This is a genomic window from Streptomyces sp. NPDC060184 (assembly GCF_042728795.1).
In the GTDB taxonomy this organism is placed as follows: Bacteria; Actinomycetota; Actinomycetes; order Streptomycetales; family Streptomycetaceae; genus Streptomyces.
The window spans coordinates 74,595-95,377 of sequence record NZ_JBHWYX010000030.1 but is presented as its reverse complement, the minus strand read 5'-3'; the positions used below and the strand labels follow the sequence as shown (position 1 = coordinate 95,377).

At 73.3% G+C, this 20,783-nt stretch carries 22 protein-coding genes; 14 read left to right on the top strand and 8 right to left on the bottom strand.

What is annotated here, in order from left to right; translation table 11 throughout:
- The first annotated feature begins 91 nt into the window (after positions 1-91).
- From argC to ACFWEE_RS20740, 5 genes are all read left to right on the top strand, one after another.
- The gene (argC, locus tag ACFWEE_RS20760) at positions 92-1,120 is read left to right on the top strand and encodes an N-acetyl-gamma-glutamyl-phosphate reductase (RefSeq protein ID WP_386890991.1); all 1,029 of its coding nucleotides are present in this window, start codon (positions 92-94) and stop codon (positions 1,118-1,120) included.
- Positions 1,121-1,241: 121 nt separating this feature from the next.
- Positions 1,242-2,396, top strand: a complete 1,155-nt coding sequence (argJ, locus tag ACFWEE_RS20755) for a bifunctional glutamate N-acetyltransferase/amino-acid acetyltransferase ArgJ (protein WP_386890989.1) — start codon at positions 1,242-1,244, stop codon at positions 2,394-2,396.
- Positions 2,393-3,355 carry an acetylglutamate kinase gene (argB, locus tag ACFWEE_RS20750; RefSeq protein WP_386890987.1) on the top strand — a complete coding sequence of 321 codons (963 nt, stop codon included), beginning with the start codon at positions 2,393-2,395 and terminating at the stop codon, positions 3,353-3,355. The genes argJ and argB overlap by 4 nt, the downstream gene beginning before the upstream one ends.
- Complete coding sequence (locus tag ACFWEE_RS20745) at positions 3,352-4,557, top strand: acetylornithine transaminase (protein WP_386890986.1); 1,206 nt, start codon at positions 3,352-3,354, stop codon at positions 4,555-4,557. The genes argB and ACFWEE_RS20745 overlap by 4 nt, the downstream gene beginning before the upstream one ends.
- Before the next feature lie 25 nt (positions 4,558-4,582).
- Positions 4,583-5,119, top strand: coding sequence for an arginine repressor (locus ACFWEE_RS20740; RefSeq protein ID WP_327174768.1), 537 nt, complete (start codon positions 4,583-4,585; stop codon positions 5,117-5,119).
- A 79-nt stretch (positions 5,120-5,198) separates the two neighbouring features.
- Here ACFWEE_RS20740 and ACFWEE_RS20735 read toward each other — a convergent pair whose 3' ends face one another.
- Together ACFWEE_RS20735 and ACFWEE_RS20730 are read right to left on the bottom strand one after the other, a co-directional pair.
- Positions 5,199-5,909, bottom strand: coding sequence for a L,D-transpeptidase (locus tag ACFWEE_RS20735; protein ID WP_386890984.1), 711 nt, complete (start codon positions 5,907-5,909; stop codon positions 5,199-5,201).
- A gap of 216 nt (positions 5,910-6,125) precedes the next feature.
- Complete coding sequence (locus ACFWEE_RS20730) at positions 6,126-6,569, bottom strand: nuclear transport factor 2 family protein (RefSeq protein ID WP_386890983.1); 444 nt, start codon at positions 6,567-6,569, stop codon at positions 6,126-6,128.
- 100 nt (positions 6,570-6,669) lie between these two features.
- On the opposite strand from ACFWEE_RS20730, the gene ACFWEE_RS20725 reads away from it, so the two are divergent.
- Positions 6,670-7,305, top strand: coding sequence for a TetR/AcrR family transcriptional regulator (locus ACFWEE_RS20725; RefSeq protein ID WP_386890982.1), 636 nt, complete (start codon positions 6,670-6,672; stop codon positions 7,303-7,305).
- A gap of 86 nt (positions 7,306-7,391) precedes the next feature.
- Here ACFWEE_RS20725 and ACFWEE_RS20720 read toward each other — a convergent pair whose 3' ends face one another.
- Positions 7,392-8,825: a hypothetical protein gene (locus ACFWEE_RS20720; protein ID WP_386890980.1), complete on the bottom strand. Its 1,434-nt coding sequence runs from the start codon at positions 8,823-8,825 to the stop codon at positions 7,392-7,394.
- 458 nt (positions 8,826-9,283) lie between these two features.
- Between ACFWEE_RS20720 and ACFWEE_RS20715 the strand changes: the two genes are divergently transcribed.
- The 5 genes from ACFWEE_RS20715 to ACFWEE_RS20695 all read left to right on the top strand — a co-directional run bounded on the left by ACFWEE_RS20715 (position 9,284) and on the right by ACFWEE_RS20695 (position 14,804).
- Positions 9,284-10,522, top strand: a complete 1,239-nt coding sequence (locus ACFWEE_RS20715; RefSeq protein ID WP_386890979.1) for a cytochrome P450 — start codon at positions 9,284-9,286, stop codon at positions 10,520-10,522.
- 25 nt (positions 10,523-10,547) lie between these two features.
- Positions 10,548-10,745: a ferredoxin gene (locus tag ACFWEE_RS20710; RefSeq protein WP_386890977.1), complete on the top strand. Its 198-nt coding sequence runs from the start codon at positions 10,548-10,550 to the stop codon at positions 10,743-10,745.
- Positions 10,742-11,968 (top strand): NAD(P)/FAD-dependent oxidoreductase, encoded by a 1,227-nt coding sequence (locus ACFWEE_RS20705; protein ID WP_386890975.1) that lies wholly within the window; start codon positions 10,742-10,744, stop codon positions 11,966-11,968. The genes ACFWEE_RS20710 and ACFWEE_RS20705 overlap by 4 nt, the downstream gene beginning before the upstream one ends.
- A gap of 263 nt (positions 11,969-12,231) precedes the next feature.
- On the top strand, positions 12,232-13,671 hold the full coding sequence (argH, locus tag ACFWEE_RS20700) for an argininosuccinate lyase (RefSeq protein ID WP_386890974.1): 1,440 nt from the start codon (positions 12,232-12,234) through the stop codon (positions 13,669-13,671).
- A gap of 161 nt (positions 13,672-13,832) precedes the next feature.
- Positions 13,833-14,804 (top strand): aldo/keto reductase, encoded by a 972-nt coding sequence (locus ACFWEE_RS20695; protein ID WP_386890972.1) that lies wholly within the window; start codon positions 13,833-13,835, stop codon positions 14,802-14,804.
- A gap of 60 nt (positions 14,805-14,864) precedes the next feature.
- On the opposite strand, the gene ACFWEE_RS20690 is transcribed toward ACFWEE_RS20695, so the two are convergent.
- The 3 genes from ACFWEE_RS20690 to ACFWEE_RS20680 form a co-directional block, all read right to left on the bottom strand.
- The gene (locus ACFWEE_RS20690) at positions 14,865-15,374 is read right to left on the bottom strand and encodes a hypothetical protein (protein ID WP_386890971.1); all 510 of its coding nucleotides are present in this window, start codon (positions 15,372-15,374) and stop codon (positions 14,865-14,867) included.
- Positions 15,375-15,457: 83 nt separating this feature from the next.
- Positions 15,458-16,198 (bottom strand): class I SAM-dependent DNA methyltransferase, encoded by a 741-nt coding sequence (locus tag ACFWEE_RS20685; RefSeq protein ID WP_386890969.1) that lies wholly within the window; start codon positions 16,196-16,198, stop codon positions 15,458-15,460.
- Positions 16,199-16,324: 126 nt separating this feature from the next.
- On the bottom strand, positions 16,325-16,996 hold the full coding sequence (locus ACFWEE_RS20680) for a lysophospholipid acyltransferase family protein (protein ID WP_386890968.1): 672 nt from the start codon (positions 16,994-16,996) through the stop codon (positions 16,325-16,327).
- Between the two features lie 241 nt (positions 16,997-17,237).
- On the opposite strand from ACFWEE_RS20680, the gene ACFWEE_RS20675 reads away from it, so the two are divergent.
- The 3 genes from ACFWEE_RS20675 (at position 17,238) to ACFWEE_RS20665 (ending at position 19,769) form a co-directional block, all read left to right on the top strand.
- Positions 17,238-18,431 carry a glycerophosphodiester phosphodiesterase gene (locus ACFWEE_RS20675; RefSeq protein ID WP_386890966.1) on the top strand — a complete coding sequence of 398 codons (1,194 nt, stop codon included), beginning with the start codon at positions 17,238-17,240 and terminating at the stop codon, positions 18,429-18,431.
- Positions 18,432-18,715: 284 nt separating this feature from the next.
- A complete protein-coding gene (locus ACFWEE_RS20670) occupies positions 18,716-19,225 on the top strand; it encodes a sigma-70 family RNA polymerase sigma factor (RefSeq protein ID WP_386890964.1) in 510 nt (169 codons plus the stop codon).
- 37 nt (positions 19,226-19,262) lie between these two features.
- On the top strand, positions 19,263-19,769 hold the full coding sequence (locus tag ACFWEE_RS20665) for a GNAT family N-acetyltransferase (RefSeq protein ID WP_386890963.1): 507 nt from the start codon (positions 19,263-19,265) through the stop codon (positions 19,767-19,769).
- Positions 19,770-19,899: 130 nt separating this feature from the next.
- Here ACFWEE_RS20665 and ACFWEE_RS20660 read toward each other — a convergent pair whose 3' ends face one another.
- A complete protein-coding gene (locus ACFWEE_RS20660; RefSeq protein ID WP_386890961.1) occupies positions 19,900-20,349 on the bottom strand; it encodes a hypothetical protein in 450 nt (149 codons plus the stop codon).
- Between the two features lies 1 nt (position 20,350).
- Positions 20,351-20,710: a hypothetical protein gene (locus ACFWEE_RS20655; RefSeq protein ID WP_386890959.1), complete on the bottom strand. Its 360-nt coding sequence runs from the start codon at positions 20,708-20,710 to the stop codon at positions 20,351-20,353.
- Between the last annotated feature and the right edge of the window lie 73 nt (positions 20,711-20,783).

Below are 20,783 nucleotides of genomic sequence, written 5' to 3'. Positions count from 1 at the left end.
CTGCCCGGTGGGCGCTCCCCCGGAGCCCGCCAGACCTTTGCATAAAAGTGCGCACCTGCGTATAGTCATGCCATCGATGAGGAGGATTCCGATGGTGGTACGTGCAGCGGTGGCAGGGGCGAGCGGATACGCCGGCGGTGAGCTGCTGCGTCTGCTGCTGGCCCACCCCGGGATCGAGATCGGCGCCCTGACCGGCCACTCCAACGCCGGGCAGACGCTCGGTGCGCTCCAGCCGCACCTGCGGCCCCTCGCCGACCGGGTGCTGGAGCCGACCACCGCCGAGGTGCTCGCCGGGCACGACGTGGTCTTCCTCGCCCTGCCGCACGGGCAGTCCGCGGCCGTCGCCGAGCAGCTCGGGGACGAGGTCCTGGTCGTCGACATGGGCGCCGACTTCCGGCTCAAGGATGCGGGGGACTGGGAGAAATTCTACGGTTCGCCGCACGCCGGCACCTGGCCCTACGGCCTCCCCGAGCTGCCCGGCGCCCGCGCCGCCCTCGCCGGGTCCAAGCGGATCGCCGTCCCCGGCTGCTACCCGACCGCCGTCTCCCTCGCGCTCTTCCCGGCGTACGCCGCCGGGCTCGTCGAGCCCGAGGCGGTCGTCGTCGCCGCGTCCGGCACCTCCGGCGCCGGCAAGGCGGCCAAGCCGCACCTCCTCGGCTCCGAGGTCATGGGGAACATGACCCCGTACGGCGTCGGCGGCGGGCACCGGCACACCCCGGAGATCACCCAGAACCTCAGCGCCGTCGCGAAAGAGCGCGTCTCGGTCTCCTTCACCCCGACCCTCGCCCCCATGCCCCGGGGCATCCTCGCCACCTGCAGCGCCAAGGCGAAGCCGGGCGTCGACGCGGAAGCGCTCCGCGCCGCCTACGAGAAGGCGTACGCGGACGAGCCCTTCGTCGAGCTCCTTCCCGAGGGCCAGTGGCCCGCCACCGCGTCCGTGTACGGCTCCAACGCCGTCCAGATCCAGGTGGCGTACGACCCCGCCGCCGGACGGATCATCGTGATCAGCGCCATCGACAACCTCGCCAAGGGCACCGCCGGAGGCGCCCTGCAGAGCACGAACATCGCCCTCGGGCTGCCCGAGGACACCGGACTGACCACGGTCGGCGTGGCCCCCTGACCGGCGTGCGCCCGGCCGCACCCACCCCGGGCGCCGGGCGCATCGACGCCGGGCCCCGGACCACCACGGAAACCGCCCCAGCGCCGCACCGCGCGGGCGGAGAAGCGAACGAGGAGATGCAGTGAGCGTCACGGCAGCACAAGGATTCTCGGCGGCGGGCATCGCCGCCGGGATCAAGGAGAGCGGCAACCCGGACCTGGCCCTCGTGGTCAACCTCGGTCCGCGCCGCGCCGCCGCGGGAGTCTTCACCTCCAACCGCGTCAAGGCCGCACCCGTCCTCTGGTCCCAGCAGGTCCTCAGGGGCGGCGAGGTCTCCGCCGTCGTCCTCAACTCCGGTGGCGCCAACGCCTGTACGGGCCCCAAGGGCTTCCAGGACACGCACGCCACCGCCGAGAAGGCCGCCGAGGTCCTCGAAGGCCACAGCGCCGGCGAGATCGCCGTCTGCTCCACCGGGCTCATCGGCACGCTGCTCCCCATGGAGAAGCTGCTCGCCGGCATCGACAAGGCCGCGGGCGCCCTCAGCACGGAAGGCGGCACGGACGCCGCCATCGCCATCAAGACCACCGACACCGTCCACAAGACCGCCGTGGCGGTCGGCGAGGGCTGGACCGTCGGCGGCATGGCCAAGGGCGCGGGCATGCTCGCCCCGGGCCTCGCCACCATGCTCGTCGTCCTCACCACCGACGCCGACGTCGAGGCGCCCGCGCTGGACGCCGCCCTGCGCGACGCCACCCGCACCACCTTCGACCGGGTCGACTCGGACGGCTGCATGTCGACCAACGACACCGTGCTGCTCCTCGCCTCCGGCGCCAGCGGCGTCACCCCGGACCAGGACGCGTTCGCCGCGGCCGTACGGACCGTCTGCGCCGACTTGGCCCGGCAGCTCATCGGCGACGCCGAGGGCGCCTCCAAGGACATCCGGATCGAGGTCGTGGGAGCCGCGACCGAGGACGACGCCGTCGAGGTGGGCCGCTCCATCGCCCGCAACAACCTCCTCAAGTGCGCCATCCACGGCGAGGACCCCAACTGGGGCCGGGTGCTCTCCGCGATCGGCACCACCCGGGCCGCCTTCGACCCCGACCAGCTGAACGTCGCCATCAACGACGTCTGGGTCTGCAAGAACGGAAGCGTCGGCGACGACCGCGACCTCGTCGACATGCGGTACCGCGAGGTCAGGATCACCGCCGACCTCTCCGCGGGCACCGAGTCGGCCGTCATCTGGGCGAACGACCTCACCGCCGAGTACGTCCACGAGAACAGCGCGTACAGCTCATGAGCACCGACAAGAACCCCGGCGGGAACGCCGAGAAGAGCACGGCGCGGAAGCACACCGCCCTCCCGAAGGCGCAGATCCTCATCGAAGCGCTGCCCTGGCTCACCCGGCACAACGGCCGGACCGTCGTCATCAAGTTCGGCGGCAACGCCATGATCGACGAGGACCTGAAGGCCGCCTTCGCCCAGGACGTCGTCTTCCTGCGGCAGGCCGGTCTCAAGCCCGTCGTCGTGCACGGCGGCGGCCCGCAGATCAACGCCCAGCTCGACAAGCAGGGCCTGGTCAGCGAGTTCAAGGCCGGACTGCGCGTCACCACGCCCGAGGCGATGGACGTCGTACGGATGGTGCTGGCCGGACAGGTGCAGCGCGAGCTCGTCGGCCTGCTCAACCAGCACGGGCCGCTCGCCGTCGGCATGACCGGCGAGGACGCCCGCACCCTCACCGCCGTCCAGCACCGCCCGACCATCGACGGCGCGCTCATCGACATCGGCCGGGTCGGCGAGATCACCGAGATCGACACCGGGGCGATCGAGGCCCTGCTGGCGGACGGCCGCATCCCGGTCATCTCCTCGATCGCCCGCTCCGCCGACGACGACCACGTCTACAACGTCAACGCCGACACCGCCGCCGCCGCCCTGGCCGCCGCGCTGAACGCCGAGACGCTGATGGTCCTCACCGACGTCGAAGGGCTCTACGAGGACTGGCCGCACAGCGACGACGTGATCAGCCGCATCACCGCGACCGAGCTGGAGAAGCTCCTGCCCGAGCTGTCCAGCGGCATGGTCCCGAAGATGCAGGGCTGCCTGTACGCGGTACGCAACGGCGTCGAGACCGCCAGGGTCATCGACGGCCGGGTCCAGCACGCGATCCTGCTGGAGATCTTCACGGACGAGGGAGTCGGCACGATGGTCGTGCCCGACGCGGACACGGCAGCCGAGGACGGCACGGAGGGGTCAGCATGACGAACGCGGAACTCGGTCAGCGGTGGAACGCCTCGCTGATGGACAACTACGGCACGCCGCAGATCCCCCTCGTCCGGGGTGAGGGCGCGCGCGTCTGGGACGCCGACGGCAAGGAGTACCTCGACTTCGTCGGCGGCATCGCGGTGAACGCGCTGGGCCACGCCCACCCCGCGGTCGTCGAGGCCGTCTCCACGCAGGTCGCCTCCCTCGGGCACGTCTCCAACCTCTTCGTCGCCGAACCGCCGGTCGCGCTCGCCGAGCGGCTGCTCCAGCTCTTCGGCCGGAGCGGGCGGGTCTACTTCGCCAACTCCGGCGCCGAAGCCAACGAAGCCGCCTTCAAGATCGGCCGGCTCACCGGCCGGACCGGCATGGTGGCCACGGCCGGCGGCTTCCACGGCCGGACCATGGGCGCGCTGGCCCTCACCGGACAGCCCAAGAAGCGGGACCCGTTCCTGCCGTTGCCCGCCGAGGTCACCCACGTGCCCTACGGCGACGTCGAGGCGCTCCGGGCCGCCGTCACCACCGACACCGCGCTCGTGATCATCGAGCCGGTCCAGGGCGAGAACGGCGTGGTCGTCCCGCCCAAGGGCTACCTCACCGCGGCCCGCGAGATCACCCGGGCCACCGGCACCCTGCTCGTCCTCGACGAGGTGCAGACCGGCATCGGCCGGTGCGGCACCTGGTTCGAGTACCAGGCCCACGAGGACGTCGAGCCCGACGTCGTCACCCTCGCCAAGGGGATCGGCGGCGGACTGCCGCTCGCCGCCACCGTCGCCTTCGGTGCCGCGGCCGACCTGCTGAAGCCGGGCCACCACGGCACCACCTTCGGCGGCAACCCGATCGCCTGCGCGGCGGGCCTCGCCGTGCTGGACACCCTCTCGGCGGACGGCGCGCTCGACAACGTCAAGCGGCTCGGCGAGCGCATCCGGGACGAGGTCGAGGGGCTCGGACATCCCCTCGTCTCCCACGTCCGCGGCTCCGGCCTGCTGCTGGGTATCGTGCTCACGGGACCCCACGCACCGCAGGTGCAGCAGGCGGCCCAGGAAGCGGGACTGCTGGTCAACGCCCCCGCGCCCGATGTCGTACGGCTGATGCCGCCGCTGATCATCGGCGACGCCGAGGTGGACGCCTTCCTGGCCGTGCTGCGGGATGCCCTGGACACGGTGAACCCGGGCAAGGGCGACGGGGAACCCGGAGCATGATCACCCGGAGAATGAGGCGACGACGATGACCGAGGCGCAGGACACCGACCACGGAGGCCCTGCCGTGCCGCAGACCCGCACGGCACGCCACCGTCGGATCGTGGACATCCTGAACCGGCAGCCGGTGCGCTCGCAGAGCCAGCTGGCCAAGCTGCTCGCCGACGACGGGCTGAGCGTCACCCAGGCGACGCTCTCCCGCGACCTCGACGAACTGGGCGCGGTCAAGATCCGCAACACCGGTGGCGAGCTCATCTACGCGGTGCCGAGCGAGGGCGGATTCCGTACCCCGCAGGCACCGCTGGGCGGCTCCGCCAAGGAGGAGCGGATGCGCCGCCTCTCCTCGGAGCTGCTGATCTCCGCGGAGGCCTCGGCCAATCTCGTCGTGCTGCGTACGCCCCCGGGCGCCGCGCAGTTCCTCGCCTCGGCCATCGACCAGGCCGAGCTCCACGACGTCCTCGGCACCATCGCCGGGGACGACACGCTGATGCTGATCAGCCGTGACGCGGCCGGTGGCCAGGCGCTCGCCGACCACCTGCTGCGGCTCGCGCAGAACGAACGCTGACCCGCGGCGCGCCCCGCACGCCCGAGCCCGGTCCGCCACCCGCGGACCGGGCTCGTCGGCATTTCCGCCCGGGGAGACGTCAGTAACCGGTGACCGCCGTCTCCCCGGTGGAGGTGCCGATGACGATGTGCGGGTGCGCGGCCGGGTCGGCCCACGCCAGGATGCGGTCCATCGCCCCCGCCGGTACCGAGACGCAGCCGGCCGTCGCCCCTTCGCCGTCGACGTGCAGGAAGATGCCCGCGCCCCGGCCGCGTACCGGCTTCTCGTAGTTGAAGCCGATCACCAGCGCCCGCGCGTACTGCGTGGTGTACGTGATCAGGTGCTCCGCCTCCGAGGCCCGGCAGTCCGACGGCAGCGGCTCCACCCACCGGTTGTAGTCGCGCGCCCCGTTGTCCTGGCACCACCACGAACCGTCCGTCACCCTGCGGTACGGATACGCCGTACCGGCCGGAGCGGCCCGCACACCGAAGGCGTACGGGAGGTCGTACAGGCCCGCCGGGGTGGTGTTCGTGCCCTGCTGCCGGGTACGTCCCTCGGTGAGACCCGCCGCCCCGAACCGGGCCGCCGCCGACCCCGCCGCCACCCACCGCCCCCGCCGCAGCTCCCACCAGGTGACCGTGCCGGTGGTGGACCCGGCCACCGGCGCCTCGGCGACGATCAGCTGTCGGCCGCCGCCCGTGTCGGCCAGGAGTTCGGGCAGCGGGCGGCCGGTGCCCGGGGGCGGTGCCGCCGCCGAGACGGAACCCGCCAGGGCCAGCAGGACGGACAAGGTCACCACGGATCGGCGCATGCTCCGGACCGTACGGGTGGCGGGGGAGCGGCTCCACCGGGGTGCTCCGTCCGGTCGTACGGCGGGTGGACGGTCTCCGTGCGGGCGGCGTCCCCGTACTCCTGCGGCAGGTCGCCCCGGAAGACGTCCCAGCCGCCGCCGTCGGGCCGCCGCCCCGGCGTGATCACCGGGCCGCCCGCGCTCCGGTCGTCGCGGCCCGACCGGCCGGCGTGTCGGTCACCCCTGCCGGTCCATCGCGGCGAGCAACTGGTGCGCGCGTCCGTCCGCCGCCGCGAAGGTGAGGTGGTCGTGGTAGTCGCGCGTCTCGACGATCAGGCCGTCCCTGACGCGCAGGACCTGGATGTTGGCGGAGCGGAAGGTGCGGCCGGTGGCGGGGTACAGACCCGCGTAGTCGAATTCGGCGATCACCACCTCGGGGTCGCCGGTCGTGTGGACGTGGATGTTCTCGGCCCGCAGGCGGATCGCGTCGGCGGCCCCCAGGGCGGCGAAGTGTGTGCGGAGCGCCGCCCGCCCGTGGAAGCGGCGTGCGGGAACCGGCGAGAAGACGATCTCCACCTGGGCGTCCTCCGCGTAGAGACCGGGGAGTTCGCTCCACTTGCCTGCCGAGATGAGGTCGATCAACCATTCGAAGATTTCCTGGGGCGTGGCTGGTGCGGGCATGGCTGACCTCCGTGATCCCGCCGCCTATAATCGGATAGGCGACTCCGTTTCTGACGATACGGATACGTCACTCCGTTTGTCCAGGCGTGAAGAGGATCACTTGACGACCGATCAGACTCCCCCCGCCACAGGTGCGAAGCCTCTGCGCGCCGACGCGCGGCGGAACCGCGCGCGGCTGCTGGAGGTCGCCGAGGCGGTCTTCGCCGAGCGGGGCACCGGCGCGTCGACGGAGGAGATCGCCCGGGAGGCGAAGGTCGGCATCGCCACCGTGTTCAGGCATTTCCCCACCAAGGAAGCCCTGCTCGAAGCGGTGCTCGTCCGCCGATTGGAACGGCTGGCCGACGAGGGGCGACGCCTGATGGCCGAGACCGGGTCGACGCACGCCCTCTTCGCCTTCTTCGACCTGGTACTGGATCAGTCCCCGGTCAAGAACGCCTTCGCCGCAGCCCTCGCCGACGCGGGAGTCGATGTGCGGGCCGCCACCTCCGAGGCCGGGCGCGCCCTGCGCGAGGTGCTCACCGCGCTCCTCGACGGCGCCCAGCGGGCCGGTGTGGTGCGACGGGACCTGGAGGTGCCGGAACTGACGGCGATCCTGGTGGGCACCTGCCGCATGCTGGAGCACTTGGACGGCCACCCGGAGTCCGCGAAGCGCGCCCGAGCGGTCGTCCGCGACGGGCTGAAGGCGCGCGCCGGGAGCCCGGAAGAGCCTCTGCCCCAAGGGCGTGCCGGCTCCTGAAGAAGGAGCGGGCAGCCCACGTCAGGGACGGTCCGCAGCCGTCAGGAACACGGGCCGCGGCCACCGGCGTCCTCCGACTTCCCGGCTCAGGCCGGCGGCAGCGGCTCGTACCGGGCGCGCTGCGCCTCGTGGGCGACCTCCGGATCCTCGTCCTCCTCCATCCCCGCCAGCACACGCTTGCGCAGGCCGAGACCGTGCGCGCCGAGGAGCCGGAGACCCGCCCGGCGTACGTGCGCGGGGCGGGCGGGATCCACCAGCGTGGCCAGCCACTCCTCCGGCACGAACAGGACGTACGGCGTCAGCCCCTTGCGGGCGGCGCGCACCACCGGCGGATGGGGATCGTCCATGGCCGCCATCAGCTCGTCGGGGGAGACCGCGTCCAGCATGCGCAGCCCGGCCAGCGCCGCCGCGCGCACCCGGCCCTCCGGATGGAGCGTCAGGGGCCGCAGCAGGCCGGCCGCGTCCGGCGCCCCGGATTCGGCCAGCCCGAAGACCGCGCCCGGCGGCAGACCCGGCGCGGCCGGATCCGCGCACCACTCCCGGTAGGACGCCCACGGGTCCGCGCCCTCCAGGCGCAGCACCAGCCGGGCGGCCGAACGCACCCGGGCCGAGGGATCGGTGAGATGACCGTACGCCTCCGGGCTCCGGCCCGCCCGGTGCAGCGCGGTCACCGCCGAGGACCGGGTCGCGGCCGAGGACGCGGTGAGCAGCGGATCGAGGAGGCGGTCCGGATCACCGGCGGGGACCCGCGCGAGGAGCGCGTCGGTGCAGAGCCTGCGGACGGCCCGGTCCTCGGCGGTGAGGACCAGCTCCGTGAGCCGGGCGGCCGGCAGGAGGCCCCGGTCCAGGCAGAGCCCGGTGCCGAGCAGCCGGGCCCGCGGACGGGGGCTCGCCAGCAGCCGGTCGGGCAACGAGGGCGGCAGCGTACCGGCGGCGGTGAGGAGCAGCGCCAGACCGGGCCCGCCGTGCGGGCGGAGCGTCAGCCGTACGGCCAGCGGGACCAGTTCCGCCGCGAGCCCGGCACCCCCCGGCGCGTCCAGGGCCGCGCCGAGCGTCCGGCGGGCCCGTTCCCGTACCGGGGCCCGGCCGTCCGCGCACCGCAGCAGCAGCAGTGGGAGCAGGGCGGGGCGCCCGGCGGCGAACGGCAGGGCGGCCTCGCGCACCTGCCACCGGTGATGGCAGAGCGCGAGGGCGGTCTCCGGCTCGGACGGCGGGAAGGCCGACCAGGTCACGTCCCGGGCGTGCTCGTCCCACTCCGGAGCGAGGGGGCGGCCGGGGGGCGCGGAGGCGGCGCCCGGCGGGGCGGCGGGGGACGGACCGCCGGGCGGGGTGGTCACGGAGGGGCCGCCGGGCGGCGTGGTCGTGCCTCCTCCCGCGGTCGTCGCGCGGACCCGCTGGTCGAGGTCGGTCCACGCCTCGGGATCGACCGTGTCCAGGGCCGTGACCAGGGGAGCGCCCAGCAGCAGGCGCTCGTGCGGCGCGAGGTCGCGCGCGGGGGACGGGTGGATCGGCTTCCGCATGGGCGCAGCCTATGGGCAGCCCGGGTGCGGGCCGCTCGGGCCCTGGGAGGCGTACGGCGGGGCGGCCTCGTGCGACGCGCGTGGCCGGGCACGGACCTGTCGGGGTCCGTCCGCGAGACCGTGCGCCGGACCCGGACCGGTCGGTCCACGCGTCCGGGCGCCGGACCCGGACCGTCCGGGTCCGAGTCCAGGCCAATTCGGCCGGCGGGCACCGTCGCGTCGCTGCCGCCCGTCGCGGCCGGTCCTCCCTGGGCAATGCGCGCAGAGCCGGACATCCTGCTTGATCAACGGGTGGCCGGATAGCGATGGCGAGCCGCCGGGCTCTGTTGACGGAGTGATCTCCGTCAATATCGTTGCCCCAGGCACCTAGTTTCGTGCATCAGGCATCCGGTTCCGTGCACCTGGCACCTGGTTCCGCGAGGTTTTCCGTCCGACGTCCTTCTGCCGAGGAGGCAGGCATGACCGAGACCGTGACCACGACCGCGACGACGCCGACCCCCCACCCCGAGTTCCCGATGGCCAGGGCGGCCGGCTGCCCGTTCGATCCGCCCCCCGCCCTGCGCGAACGGCAGGGCGGCGAGCCCGTCTCGCGGGTGCGCCTGTGGGACGGCAGCACCCCCTGGCTGATCACCCGCCACGACCATGTGCGCGCCCTGCTCGGCGACCCGCGCATCAGCGCCGACCCCGCCCGGCCCGGATATCCGCACCGCGATGCCGCGGCGAAGGCCCGCGCCGAGACCCGCCAGACCTTCATCACCATGGACGACCCCGGCCACGCGCGGCTGCGCCGGATGACGACGGCCCCCTTCGCGATCAGGAAGGTGGAGGCGATGCGGCCCGCGATCCAGAAGATCGTCGACGGGCTGATCGACACCCTGCTGGCCACCCCCGGGCCCGTGGACCTCGTCGAGGCGTTCGCCCTGCCGCTGCCGAGCTTGGTGATCTGCGAACTGCTCGGGGTGCCCTACGACAAGCACGACTTCTTCCAGAAGCACACCAGGGTCCTGGTCCGCCGCAACGGTGATCCCCAGGAGGTGATCGCCGCCTCGGAGGCGCTCATCGGCTACCTCCAGGACCTGCTGGCCGACAAGCTGGCCGAGCCGGGAGACGACATCCTGTCCGATCTGGCCACCCAGCGCGTGGCCACCGGGGAGCTGACGCCGCGCGAGGCCGCCGAGATGGGCTCGCTCCTGCTCGCCGCCGGCCACGAGACCACCGCGAACATGATCGCGCTGGGCACGGTCGCCCTGCTGCGGCACCCCGGCCAACTCGCCCTGCTCCGCGACAGCGACGACCCCAAGGTGATCGCCGCGACGGTGGAGGAACTGCTGCGCTACCTGACCATCGTCCACTCCGGCCGCCTGCGCGTGGCGCTGGAGGACATCGAGATCGGCGGCGTCACCCTCCGCGCCGGGGACGGCGTGATCTGCGCCACGGACGTCGCCAATCGCGACCCGGAGGTCTTCCCCGACCCCGACCGGCTCGACATCACCCGCGACGCCCGCCGCCACGTCGCCTTCGGGTTCGGCGTCCACCAGTGCCTCGGACAGCCGCTGGCCCGCGTGGAACTCCAGGTCGTCTACAGCACCCTCTACCGGCGGATCCCCACCCTGGCCCTGGCCACCGGGGTCGACCAGCTCCGCTTCAAGCACGACGGCGTCGTCTACGGCGTCTACGAACTGCCCGTCACCTGGTAGTACCGACCACAGAATCGAGAAGCGCATGCGTGTCACAGTCGACCAGCCCAGGTGCGTCGCGTCCGGGCAGTGTGTTCTGACGGCCCCGGCGGTCTTCGACCAGGACGACGACGGCATCGTCCAGGTCCTCGTCGAAAGGCCGGAGGCCGCGCACCACGAGGACGTGAGGGAGTCCGTGGCGGTCTGCCCGGCCGCGGCGATCCGGCTGGAGGAAGAGGAGTGACGGCGGCGGCGCCGCGCCGCGTGGTGGTGGTCGGCGCCTCGGCGGCGGGCCTGTCGGCCGCCGAGACCCTGCGGCGCGAGGGGTTCGACGGTTCCCTCACGCTCGTGGGCGAGGAGGCCCGCCCTCCCTACGACCGGCCGCCGCTGTCGAAGCAGATCCTCACCGGGGCATGGCAGGCCGACCGCCTGCGGCTGCGCCGGGCCGAGGACCTGGACGCGCTCGGGCTGGACCTGCGGCTCGGGGTCGCGGCAACGGCCCTGTCCCGGGCGGCCCGGACGGTGACCCTCGCCGACGGCACCGCACTCCGCTACGACGGCCTGGTCGTCGCCACCGGGGTCCGGCCCCGGCGCCTGCCGGAATGCGGCACGCCGGGTGTCCACGTCCTGCGCGACCTGGAGGACGCACTCGCGCTGCGCGAGTGCCTTGCGGCCGGTGGCCGGCTGGTCGTGGTGGGCGCCGGGTTCCTCGGTACCGAGGCCGCCGCCGCGGCCCGTTCCCTCGGTGCCGCCGTCACCCTCGTCGAGCCCGCCGCCGTCCCCCTCGCCCACGTCCTCGGCCGGCGGCTGGGCGCCCACCTGGCCCGGATCCACCGCGACCACGGCGTGGACCTGAGGACCGGCACGAAGGTCACCGGGATCAGGACGGCCGGGGGCCGGGCCGCGGGGGTGCACCTGTCCGACGGGACGCGGGTCGAGGCCGACGACGTACTGGTCGCCATCGGCTCCCGGCCCAACACCGAGTGGCTCGCCGGCAGCGGCCTGGACCTGACCGACGGAGTGGGGTGCGACGCGTACTGCGCCGCCGCCCCCGGCATCCACGCCGCGGGTGACGTGGCACGGTGGCACAACCCGCTGTTCGGCACCGCCATGCGGGTCGAGCACCGTACGAACGCCGCCGAGCAGGGCATGGCCGCGGCCCGCAACCTGCTTAACCCCGGCGCCCCCAGGCCGTTCGCACCCGTCCCCTCCTTCTGGTCCGACCAGTACGGGCTGAGGATCCAGGCCTACGGGCACCTCCGCGGCCACGACGAGGCCCGCGTCGTCGACGGGGACATGGACGGCGGTCCCTTCGTCGTCGCCTACCGCACCGGCCGCTTCCTGACCGGGGTGGTGGCGGTGGACACGCCCCCGAAGGTGCTGCGCCCGTGGCGGGCGGCGATCGCGGCCCGTGCCCCCTGGCAGGCACGAGTCGTTGAACCGGCCTCCGCCGCCTCCTCGGGCTGAGGGTCCCGCCGTCCGCGGGTGTGGGGTGACCGGGGCGTCCACCGCCGACGCGTTGACAAAACATACGGAGGATTGCATAGTTATACCGACGGTGGGCGCGCCGCGGAGGATCTCCACCCCTCCGCGAAGACCGCCGCCCGGCGTGACCCCGCCCGACGGTGCGCGCGCCACGCCCGCACCACGCGTACGAAACCGGCCTCCCCGATCCTCCGCGGCGGGGAGGCGGTCGCACATCCACCCCCTTGTTCTTCGAGGAGCACGCAGTGAGCAACGCCAACGGCAACGGCAACAGCGACGTACGCCTCTGGGGCGGCCGTTTCGCCGACGGACCGGCCGAGGCGCTGGCCAAGCTGTCCGCCTCCGTCCACTTCGACTGGCGGCTGGCGCCCTACGACATCGCCGGATCCCGTGCCCACGCGCGTGTCCTGAACAAGGCCGGCCTGCTCACCGACGACGAGCTCACCCGCATGACCGGCGGACTCGACCAGCTGGAAGCCGACGTCGCCGACGGCTCGTTCACCGGCACCGTCGCCGACGAGGACGTCCACACCGCGCTGGAGCGCGGCCTGCTGGAACGCGTCGGCCAGGACCTCGGCGGCAAGCTCCGCGCCGGCCGGTCCCGCAACGACCAGGTCACCACCCTCTTCCGGATGTACCTGCGCGACCACGCCCGGATCATCGGCGGACTGCTCGCCGAGCTCCAGGACGCCCTGGTCGGCCTCGCCGAGGCCCACCCGGCCGTCGCCATGCCCGGCCGCACCCACCTCCAGCACGCCCAGCCGGTGCTCTTCGCCCACCACGTCCTCGCCCACGTGCAGGCGTTCTCCCGGGACGCCGAGCGGCTGCGCCAGTGGGACGAGCGGACGGCCGTCTCGCCGTACGGCTCCGGCGCGCTGGCCGGTTCCTCCCTCGGGCTCGACCCGGAGGCGGTCGCCGCCGACCTCGGCTTCGAGCGCGGCTCCGCCGCCAACTCCATCGACGGCACCGCCTCGCGCGACTTCGTCGCCGAGTTCGCGTTCATCACCGCGATGACCGGGATCAACCTCTCCCGGATCGCCGAGGAGATCATCATCTGGAACACGAAGGAGTTCTCCTTCGTCACCCTCCACGACGCGTTCTCCACCGGCTCCTCGATCATGCCGCAGAAGAAGAACCCGGACATCGCGGAGCTGGCGCGCGGCAAGTCGGGGCGGCTCATCGGCAACCTGACCGGCCTGCTGGCGACCCTCAAGGCCCTCCCGCTCGCGTACAACCGCGACCTCCAGGAGGACAAGGAGCCCGTCTTCGACTCCTGCGACCAGCTGGAGGTCCTGCTCCCCGCCTTCACCGGCATGATGGCCACGCTCACCGTCAACCGGGAGCGCATGGAGGAGCTGGCTCCGGCCGGCTTCTCGCTCGCCACCGACATCGCCGAGTGGCTGGTCAAGCAGGGCGTGCCGTTCCGGGTCGCGCACGAGGTCGCCGGAGAGTGCGTCAAGGAGTGCGAGCACCACGGCATCGAGCTCGACGAGCTGACCGACGAGCAGTTCGCGAAGATCTCCGAGCACCTCACCCCCGAGGTCCGTACCGTCCTCGACGTGCCCGGCGCGCTCGCCTCGCGCGACGGCCGCGGCGGTACGGCCCCGTCCGCCGTCGCGATCCAGCTGGCCGAGGTCAAGCAGGACCTCGCGGTCCAGCACGCCTGGGCGACCGCCCGGAAGTGACCGGAAACCGTCCGGACCGGGCCCGCCCGGTCCGGACGCGTGGCGCCCCGGGCGGTCCCGGGTGAGGCAAGAGGTGTACGAACGGCGCCGCGGGCTACGTTGACGGGGAAGGGGAACGACCGACCCCGGAAAGCACCGCCCCGGACCACGAGGAGCCCGCGATGCCATTCGACCGCCTGACCGCGGCCACCGCCTCGACCGCCCACATCGGGCTCGGCCTCGCCGCCGTCGGCAGGCCCGGCTACATCAATCTCCACCGCGACCTCGACCTGCCCGAGGACCGCACCCCCGACGCCCTGCGCGACCGCACCCACGAACTCCTGGACGCGGCCTACGCCCAGGGCGTCCGCTACATCGACGCGGCCCGCTCCTACGGCCGCTCCGAGGCGTTCCTCGCCGAGTGGCTGACCGCCCGCCCCGGCCTCACCGACGTGGTGGTCGGCAGCAAATGGGGCTACACCTACACCGCCGACTGGTCCGTGCGGGCCGAGGCCCACGAGGTCAAGGACCACGGGGTGGCCACCTTCGACCGTCAGCGCGCCGAGACCCGCGCCCTGCTCGGCGACCGTCTCGACCTCTACCAGATCCACTCGGTGACCGCCGACAGCCCGGCCCTCACCGACAAGGAACTCCACGCCCGGCTCGCCGACCTGGCCGCCGAGGGCGTCACCATCGGCCTCTCCACCAGCGGCCCCGGCCAGAAGGACGCCATCCTGGCGGCCCTCGCCGTCACGGTCGACGGCGCACCCCTCTTCCGTACCGTCCAGGCCACCTTCAACGCCCTGGAAACCTCGGCGGGCCCGGCGCTCGCCGAGGCCCACGAGGCCGGACTCACGGTGATCGTCAAGGAGGGCATGGCGAACGGCCGGCTGGCCGGTACGCAGGCCCCGGCGCTGATCCGCGAGATCGCCCTCGACCGGGAACTCGGCAGCGACGCGGTGGCGCTCGCCCATGTGCTCCGCCAGCCCTGGGCCGGGGTCGTCCTCTCCGGCGCCGCCACGGTCGGCCAGCTCTCCGGCAACCTGCACGCCGTCACGCTCGACCTCGACGAGGAGGAACGGGCCCGGTTCGGCAGCCTGGTGGAGGACCCGGAGGCGTACTGGCGGTACCGGGCGGCCCTGCCCTGGAGCTGACGGCCGCCTTCGGGCCCGGGGCTTACGGCTGCCTTCGGGCCCGGAGCCGACCGCCGGCCTTCATGCCGCCCAGGCGGCCAGCGCGTCGAAGTCCCGCCGCTCCAGGCCGACGGCCGGGTCGATCCGCCGCAGCAGCGCCGGGCCGGGGTGCCGGGCCGCCACCCACGCCCGGTCCGGCTCGCCGACCTCGTCGTCGATCCAGGCGAACGGCCGCCCGGCCGCGTACGCCACGACGTGCGGCGTCTTCCAGAAGACCCCGTCGTCCGTGGTCCCGCCCACCACCGGCCAGTCGACGAACGGCAGCGGCGGCAGTCCCAGCGGCGGCCCGACCCACTCGTTGGCCTCGTCCCGCCAGGTGGTCGCCCAGACCAGTTCGTACCGGCCGGCCAGCGCGAGCAGCTCGCCGCCGTGCGCCGGATTGAGCAGCACCGGCAGCCCCTGCCCCGTCTTCCACCCCGTCGGACGCATCCGCAGGCGCCGGTACCCCTGCGGGTTCCGCGGCCTGGACAGCGCCAGGTACGGGTTGAGCGGACCGTCGATGTCGATCAGCAGCAGCGGCTTGGTGCCCATGCCCCCATGCTGCCGCCCGGCGGCGCGGAGCGGTAGCGAAGTACGGCCGTCGGGCCCCGGGCGGCGATTTTGGGGGCGGGCGGTCAGCCGGCGGGCTTCTCCCACACCGAGACGTGCCGGCCGCTCTCGTTGCCGAACGGGCTGCGGTCCCAGTCCTCGAAGCGCTCGCGCAGCCGCATCCCGGCGAGCTGCGCCATCAGGTCGAGTTCGGCGGGCCAGACGTAGCGGAACGGGATCGAGCGAAAATCGCCCCGTCCGTCCACGACGTCCACGTAGTTCGAGCTCACCGACTGGGTGGCGACGTCGTACTCGTCGTACGCCCAGCGCGTCGCACTCGTGTGGAAGGGCACGATCCGCTGACCGGGCGGGAGCTTGCGCAGCTCGGGGACCATCACCTCGATCACGAAGGCGCCTCCCGGTTCGAGGTGGTCGGCGACGTTGCGGAAGCAGGCCACCTGGTCCGCCTGGGTCGTCAGGTTCATGACCGTGTTGAAGACGAGGTACGCGAGGGTGAAGGTGCCGTCCACCTTCGTCCCGGTGAAGTCCCCGAGGGTCACCCCGATCGCGTCGCCGCCCGGCTTGGCGCGCAGCCGCTCCACCATGGCCCGGGAGAGGTCGATGCCGTGCACCGGGACACCGCGCCGCGCCAGCGGCAGCGCGATCCGCCCGGTGCCGACGCCGAGTTCGAGCGCCCGGCCGGTACCCGCGAGCCCGGCCAGGAATTCCGCCGTCGTCTCCACCAGATCCGGCGCGAACATGCCGTCCGAGGGATCGTCGTACCGCGCCGCGATCGGCTCTCCGAAGTAGTCCTTCTTGTCGGTCACGCCGGGACCGTACCGCTCGGCGGCCCGCCGCGCCCGCGAATTTCCCCGCGGGCGTCCGGGTACGCGAAGGGACCGCCGCCCGGGGGAGAAACCCTCCCCGGGCGGCGGTCCCACAAGCCCGTACCGCTACGCGGCCTTCGCCTTCGTCGCGTACATGTCCACGTACTCCTGGCCGGAGAGGCGCATGACCTCGGACATCACCGAGTCCGTCACCGCCCGCAGCACATAGCGGTCGCGGTCCATGCCCTCGTACCGGGAGAACTCCATCGGCTCGCCGAAGCGGACCGTGACCTTGCCCGGCTTGGGGATGCCCGCGCCGCCCGGCTGGAGCTTGTCCGTACCGATCACCGCGAACGGGACCACCGGGGCGCCCGTCATCAGGGTGAGGCGGGCGATGCCCGTACGGCCCCGGTAGAGCCGGCCGTCGGGGGAGCGGGTGCCCTCCGGGTAGATGGCGAAGGCGCCGCCCTCGTCCAGCACCCGGCGGCCCGTCATCAGCGCCGCGACGCCGCCCCGGCCGCCGTCGCGGTCCACCGGGATCATGCCGCTGCCGGTGAAGAACCAGGCCATCACGCGGCCCTTGAGGCCCTTGCCGGTGACGTACTCGTCCTTGCCGATGTAGTACACCGGCCGGTCGCAGCAGATCGGGATGATCAGCGAGTCGATGAAGGTGAGGTGGTTGCCCGCGAGGATCACCGGACCGGTTCCAGGGATGTTCTCGGCGCCTTCGATCTGCGGCCGGAACATCAGGCGCAGGATCGGGCCGAGCACTGCCTTGATGACCGTGAGTCGGGACAACGGTTCCTCCGGTGTCGTGGCCGGGCCGGCCGGGGCGGTGACGCGATGGTCTGTGCAGGTGAGGACGATACTCGCGGCGACGCGCCGACCGCACATCGGGTTCACGCACCGGATACGCAGTGTTGACATGTGTTGGCCGTGCGTTGGCCCGCCCGCCGCCCCCGGTACGGCACCGCTGCCTACGCTCGGGGCCGCGCCGGAGCCCGGTGCAGCCGCCGAACGTCACATGCGAGGAGCTTCCATGACAGAGCGTACGCGCAAGAGTCCCGGCCGCCGGGCGCTGCTCGGAGCCGCAGTGCTCGGAACGACCGCCATCGGGCTGTCGGCCACCGGTACCGCCTCGGCCGCCGACCGCGACGGCGCCGCGCGCGGGGACGGCGGGCGCGGGGGCGACGGCCGCGGTGCCGGGCGCTCGCTGCGCGACCTGCCCGTCCCCACCGTCGTCGGGCACCGGGGCGCCAGCGGCTACCGCCCCGAGCACACCCTCGGCTCCTACCAGCTCGCCCTGGACCTCGGCGCGGACATCGTCGAGCAGGACGTCGTCCCGACCAAGGACGGCCACCTCGTCTGCCGCCACGAGAACGACATCAGCGGCACCACCGACGTCGCCTCCCACCCCGAGTTCGCCGGCCGCAGGACGACCAAGACGGTCGACGGGACCGCGCTGACCGGCTGGTTCACCGAGGACTTCACCCTCGCCGAGCTGAAGACCCTGCGGGCCACCGAGCGCATCCCCGGCAACCGCCAGAAGAACACCCTCTACGACGGACGCTGGGAGATCCCCACCTTCGAGGAGGTCCTGCGCTGGGCCGACGCCGAGGGCCGCAAGCGCGGGAGGCCGGTCTGGCTCTACACGGAGACCAAGCACCCCTCGTACTTCCGGGGCCTCGGGCTCGCCCTGGAGGAGCCGCTCGCCAAGCTGCTGCGCCGGTACGGGCGCGACCGCGCCGACGCCGCCCTCATCCTCCAGTCCTTCGAGCCCGACTCCGTGCGGCGGCTCTCCCGGCTGGTCTCCACCCCGCGCATCGTGCTGCTCGGCGGCGCGAACTCCCGCCCCTGGGACTTCACCGAGGCGGGCGACCCGCGCACCGTCGCCGACCTCGTCACCCCGACCGGACTGAAGTGGATGGCCTCCTTCGCCCAGGGCATCGGCCCCACCCTCGACCTGGTCGTCCCCAGGGACTCCGCCGGCCGCCTCGCCACCCCGACCACCCTGGTCAGGGACGCGCACGCGCAGGGGCTGATCCTGCACCCGTACACGATGCGCAACGAGAACACCTTCCTGCCCACCGAGTTCCGCCGGGGCACCGACCCCAACGCCTACGGAGACGCCTTCGGGGCCTTCCGCGCGTACTTCGCCACGGGCATCGACGGCATCTTCTCCGACAACGCCGACACCGCGCTCCTCGCGGCGGCCGACGCCCGCCGCGCCTGACGGGCTCCTCCGCCCGGCCGGGGCCCGGACACCTCGCCGTACGGGGCGCGTCAGCGGGAGGGCCCGCCGTGCCCCGGTCGGGTGGGACTTCCCGCGTACGGCAACCAGCCGCGCGCGGGGCGCGTTGAGCGGGCGTGACCCCCGCCGGCCACCGTGCCGTAACCCCTGCCGACCATCGCGGCGCGTGTGCCGTGCACCACGCCGCCGACGATCGCGACGCGTGTGCCGCCGAGCGTGCCGACCGTGCCGATCGCGTTCCGGCCGCTCCCACCGGGTACACCGTCGTGGTGCTGACGGCCCTGCATCCACTGGTCCGCGCCGAGGTGACGGCCGAGGCCCCGGCGGCCGGAACGGACCCGGCCGACCTCGAACAGACCGTCTGGCTGCGGTTGCTGGAGCGCCTCGCCTCCGGCGCCGCGCTGCCCGACCCGGCGCGCTGGGTGCGCGACACCGTACGCGCCGATGTCCGCCGGGCCCGCCGCGCCGCCCTGCGCGAACACCCGCACGCGGACGACGGACCCGACGCCGGACCGGGCAGCTGCCCCGAGCGCGCGACCCTCGGCGCCGACGAGCGCCGGGCGTTGCGCGCGGCCGTCGCCCGGCTGCCCGGCCGCTGCACCGGACTGCTCACCGCGCTGCTCGACCCGGGCGACCGCACCTACCGCGAGATCGCGGGGGAGTTGGGTATGTCACAGGGGAGTCTGGGGCCGATGCGTTCCCGATGTCTGGGATGTCTCCGCACAATCCTCGCGACGGAGGTTGCCGCTCCCCGCGCGCGGGGAAGGGTGCGTTAGACAACCGGCTTATCAGGTGAGCGGGAGGCATGCACACATGGGCATGAGCGTGATCATCTCGGCGGCGACCCCGGACGACGCCGAACAGCTCTTCAGGCTCCAGTACCTCTGTTTCCAGAGCGAGGCGGAGCTCTACGGGAACTACCGGATCGACCCGCTGGTCCAGACCCTGGAGTCGGTCCAGGCCGAACTCGCCACCGACCTGGTCTTCGTGGCCCGGCTCGGCGACGAGGTCGTCGGCGCGGTCCGGGGATCCACCGCGGACGACGGCACCGGCCGGATCGCCAAACTCTGCGTCCACCCCCGGCTCCAGGGCCACGGCCTCGGCGCCCGGCTGCTGCGCGCGGCGGAGGCCGGACTCACGGCCGAGCGCGCCGCCACCCGCTTCCGGCTGCACACCGGGCATCGCAGCGAGAGCAACCTGCGCCTCTACCGCCGCGCCGGATACGCGCAGGTCGGCGCGGAGACGGGCGAGGACGGGGTGCGCCTGATCCTGCTGGAGAAGGAAGCCCCCGCTGCCCAGGAGTACCTGGCGAGCGCGTAGTTCGGGGGTGTGTCCGGCCGACCGCTCCCGGCCGCCGGCCGTCGAGAACGCGAAGTCCCGCCCGGACGCACGGCGCAGGGCGGGACCGCGTGACCCGACCCGGGCGCGCGGTCCCCGGCCGGGGCGCGTCTCAGGCCTGCTTGGCCCGGCGCAGCCAGAGCAGCCCGGTGACCGGGAGGATCACCGGGATGAAGACGTAGCCCATGCCGAAGTCCGACCAGACGGTGGCGTCGGCGAAGGCGGAGGGCTCCGCCATCGTCCACGTGCCGACGATCAGAACGCCCGTCAGTTCGGCGGCGCAGCAGACCAGGGCGGCCCGGCGGGCCTTTTCCCCGCCGCGCACCAGGGAGTACGTGATGAATCCGTACACCAGGGCGGCGACGGCCGACAGCACGTACGCCAGCGGTGCCTTGCCGAAGTCCAGGATGATCTGGACGATCGCCCGCGAGGCGGCGGCGACCGTGAACACCCCGTAGAACCAGACGAGTACGCGTCCCGGGCCGGTGCCCAGGTCGAACGACGGCTTCTGCGCCGCCACTTTGGCCGACGCCGAGGTCTCGGTGCGATCGGTGTCGGTCACGTCAGTTTCCCCAGATGTCGTAGAGCCGTACTTCGAGCACGGCCAGCACCACCGCACCGGCGGCCACCGTCGCCGAGCCCCAGCGGGTCCGCTCGGTCAACGACAGGAAGCCGGCCGCGGGCACGGCCGCGAAGCAGCCGATGAGATAGCAGATGAAGATCGTCATGCCCTGGTCCGGGCGCTCGCCGCGTGCCAGCTGCACGATCCCCACCACCAGCTGGGCGAGCGCCAGCAGCGTGACGACCGCCATACCGATGAAGTGCCAGTCCTTGGTCGGCTGGTCCCGGTATGCGGCCAGTCCGCACCAGGCGGCGAGGGCGAGCGCGGCCACGGCGAGCGTGACCGTCAGGGCGTCGAGCATGAGCCGAGGGTATTACGGCCCAACCCCGTGCCCGCCTCCGGCCCCGCCTCCCGGCACTCGTATACGAAGGCGC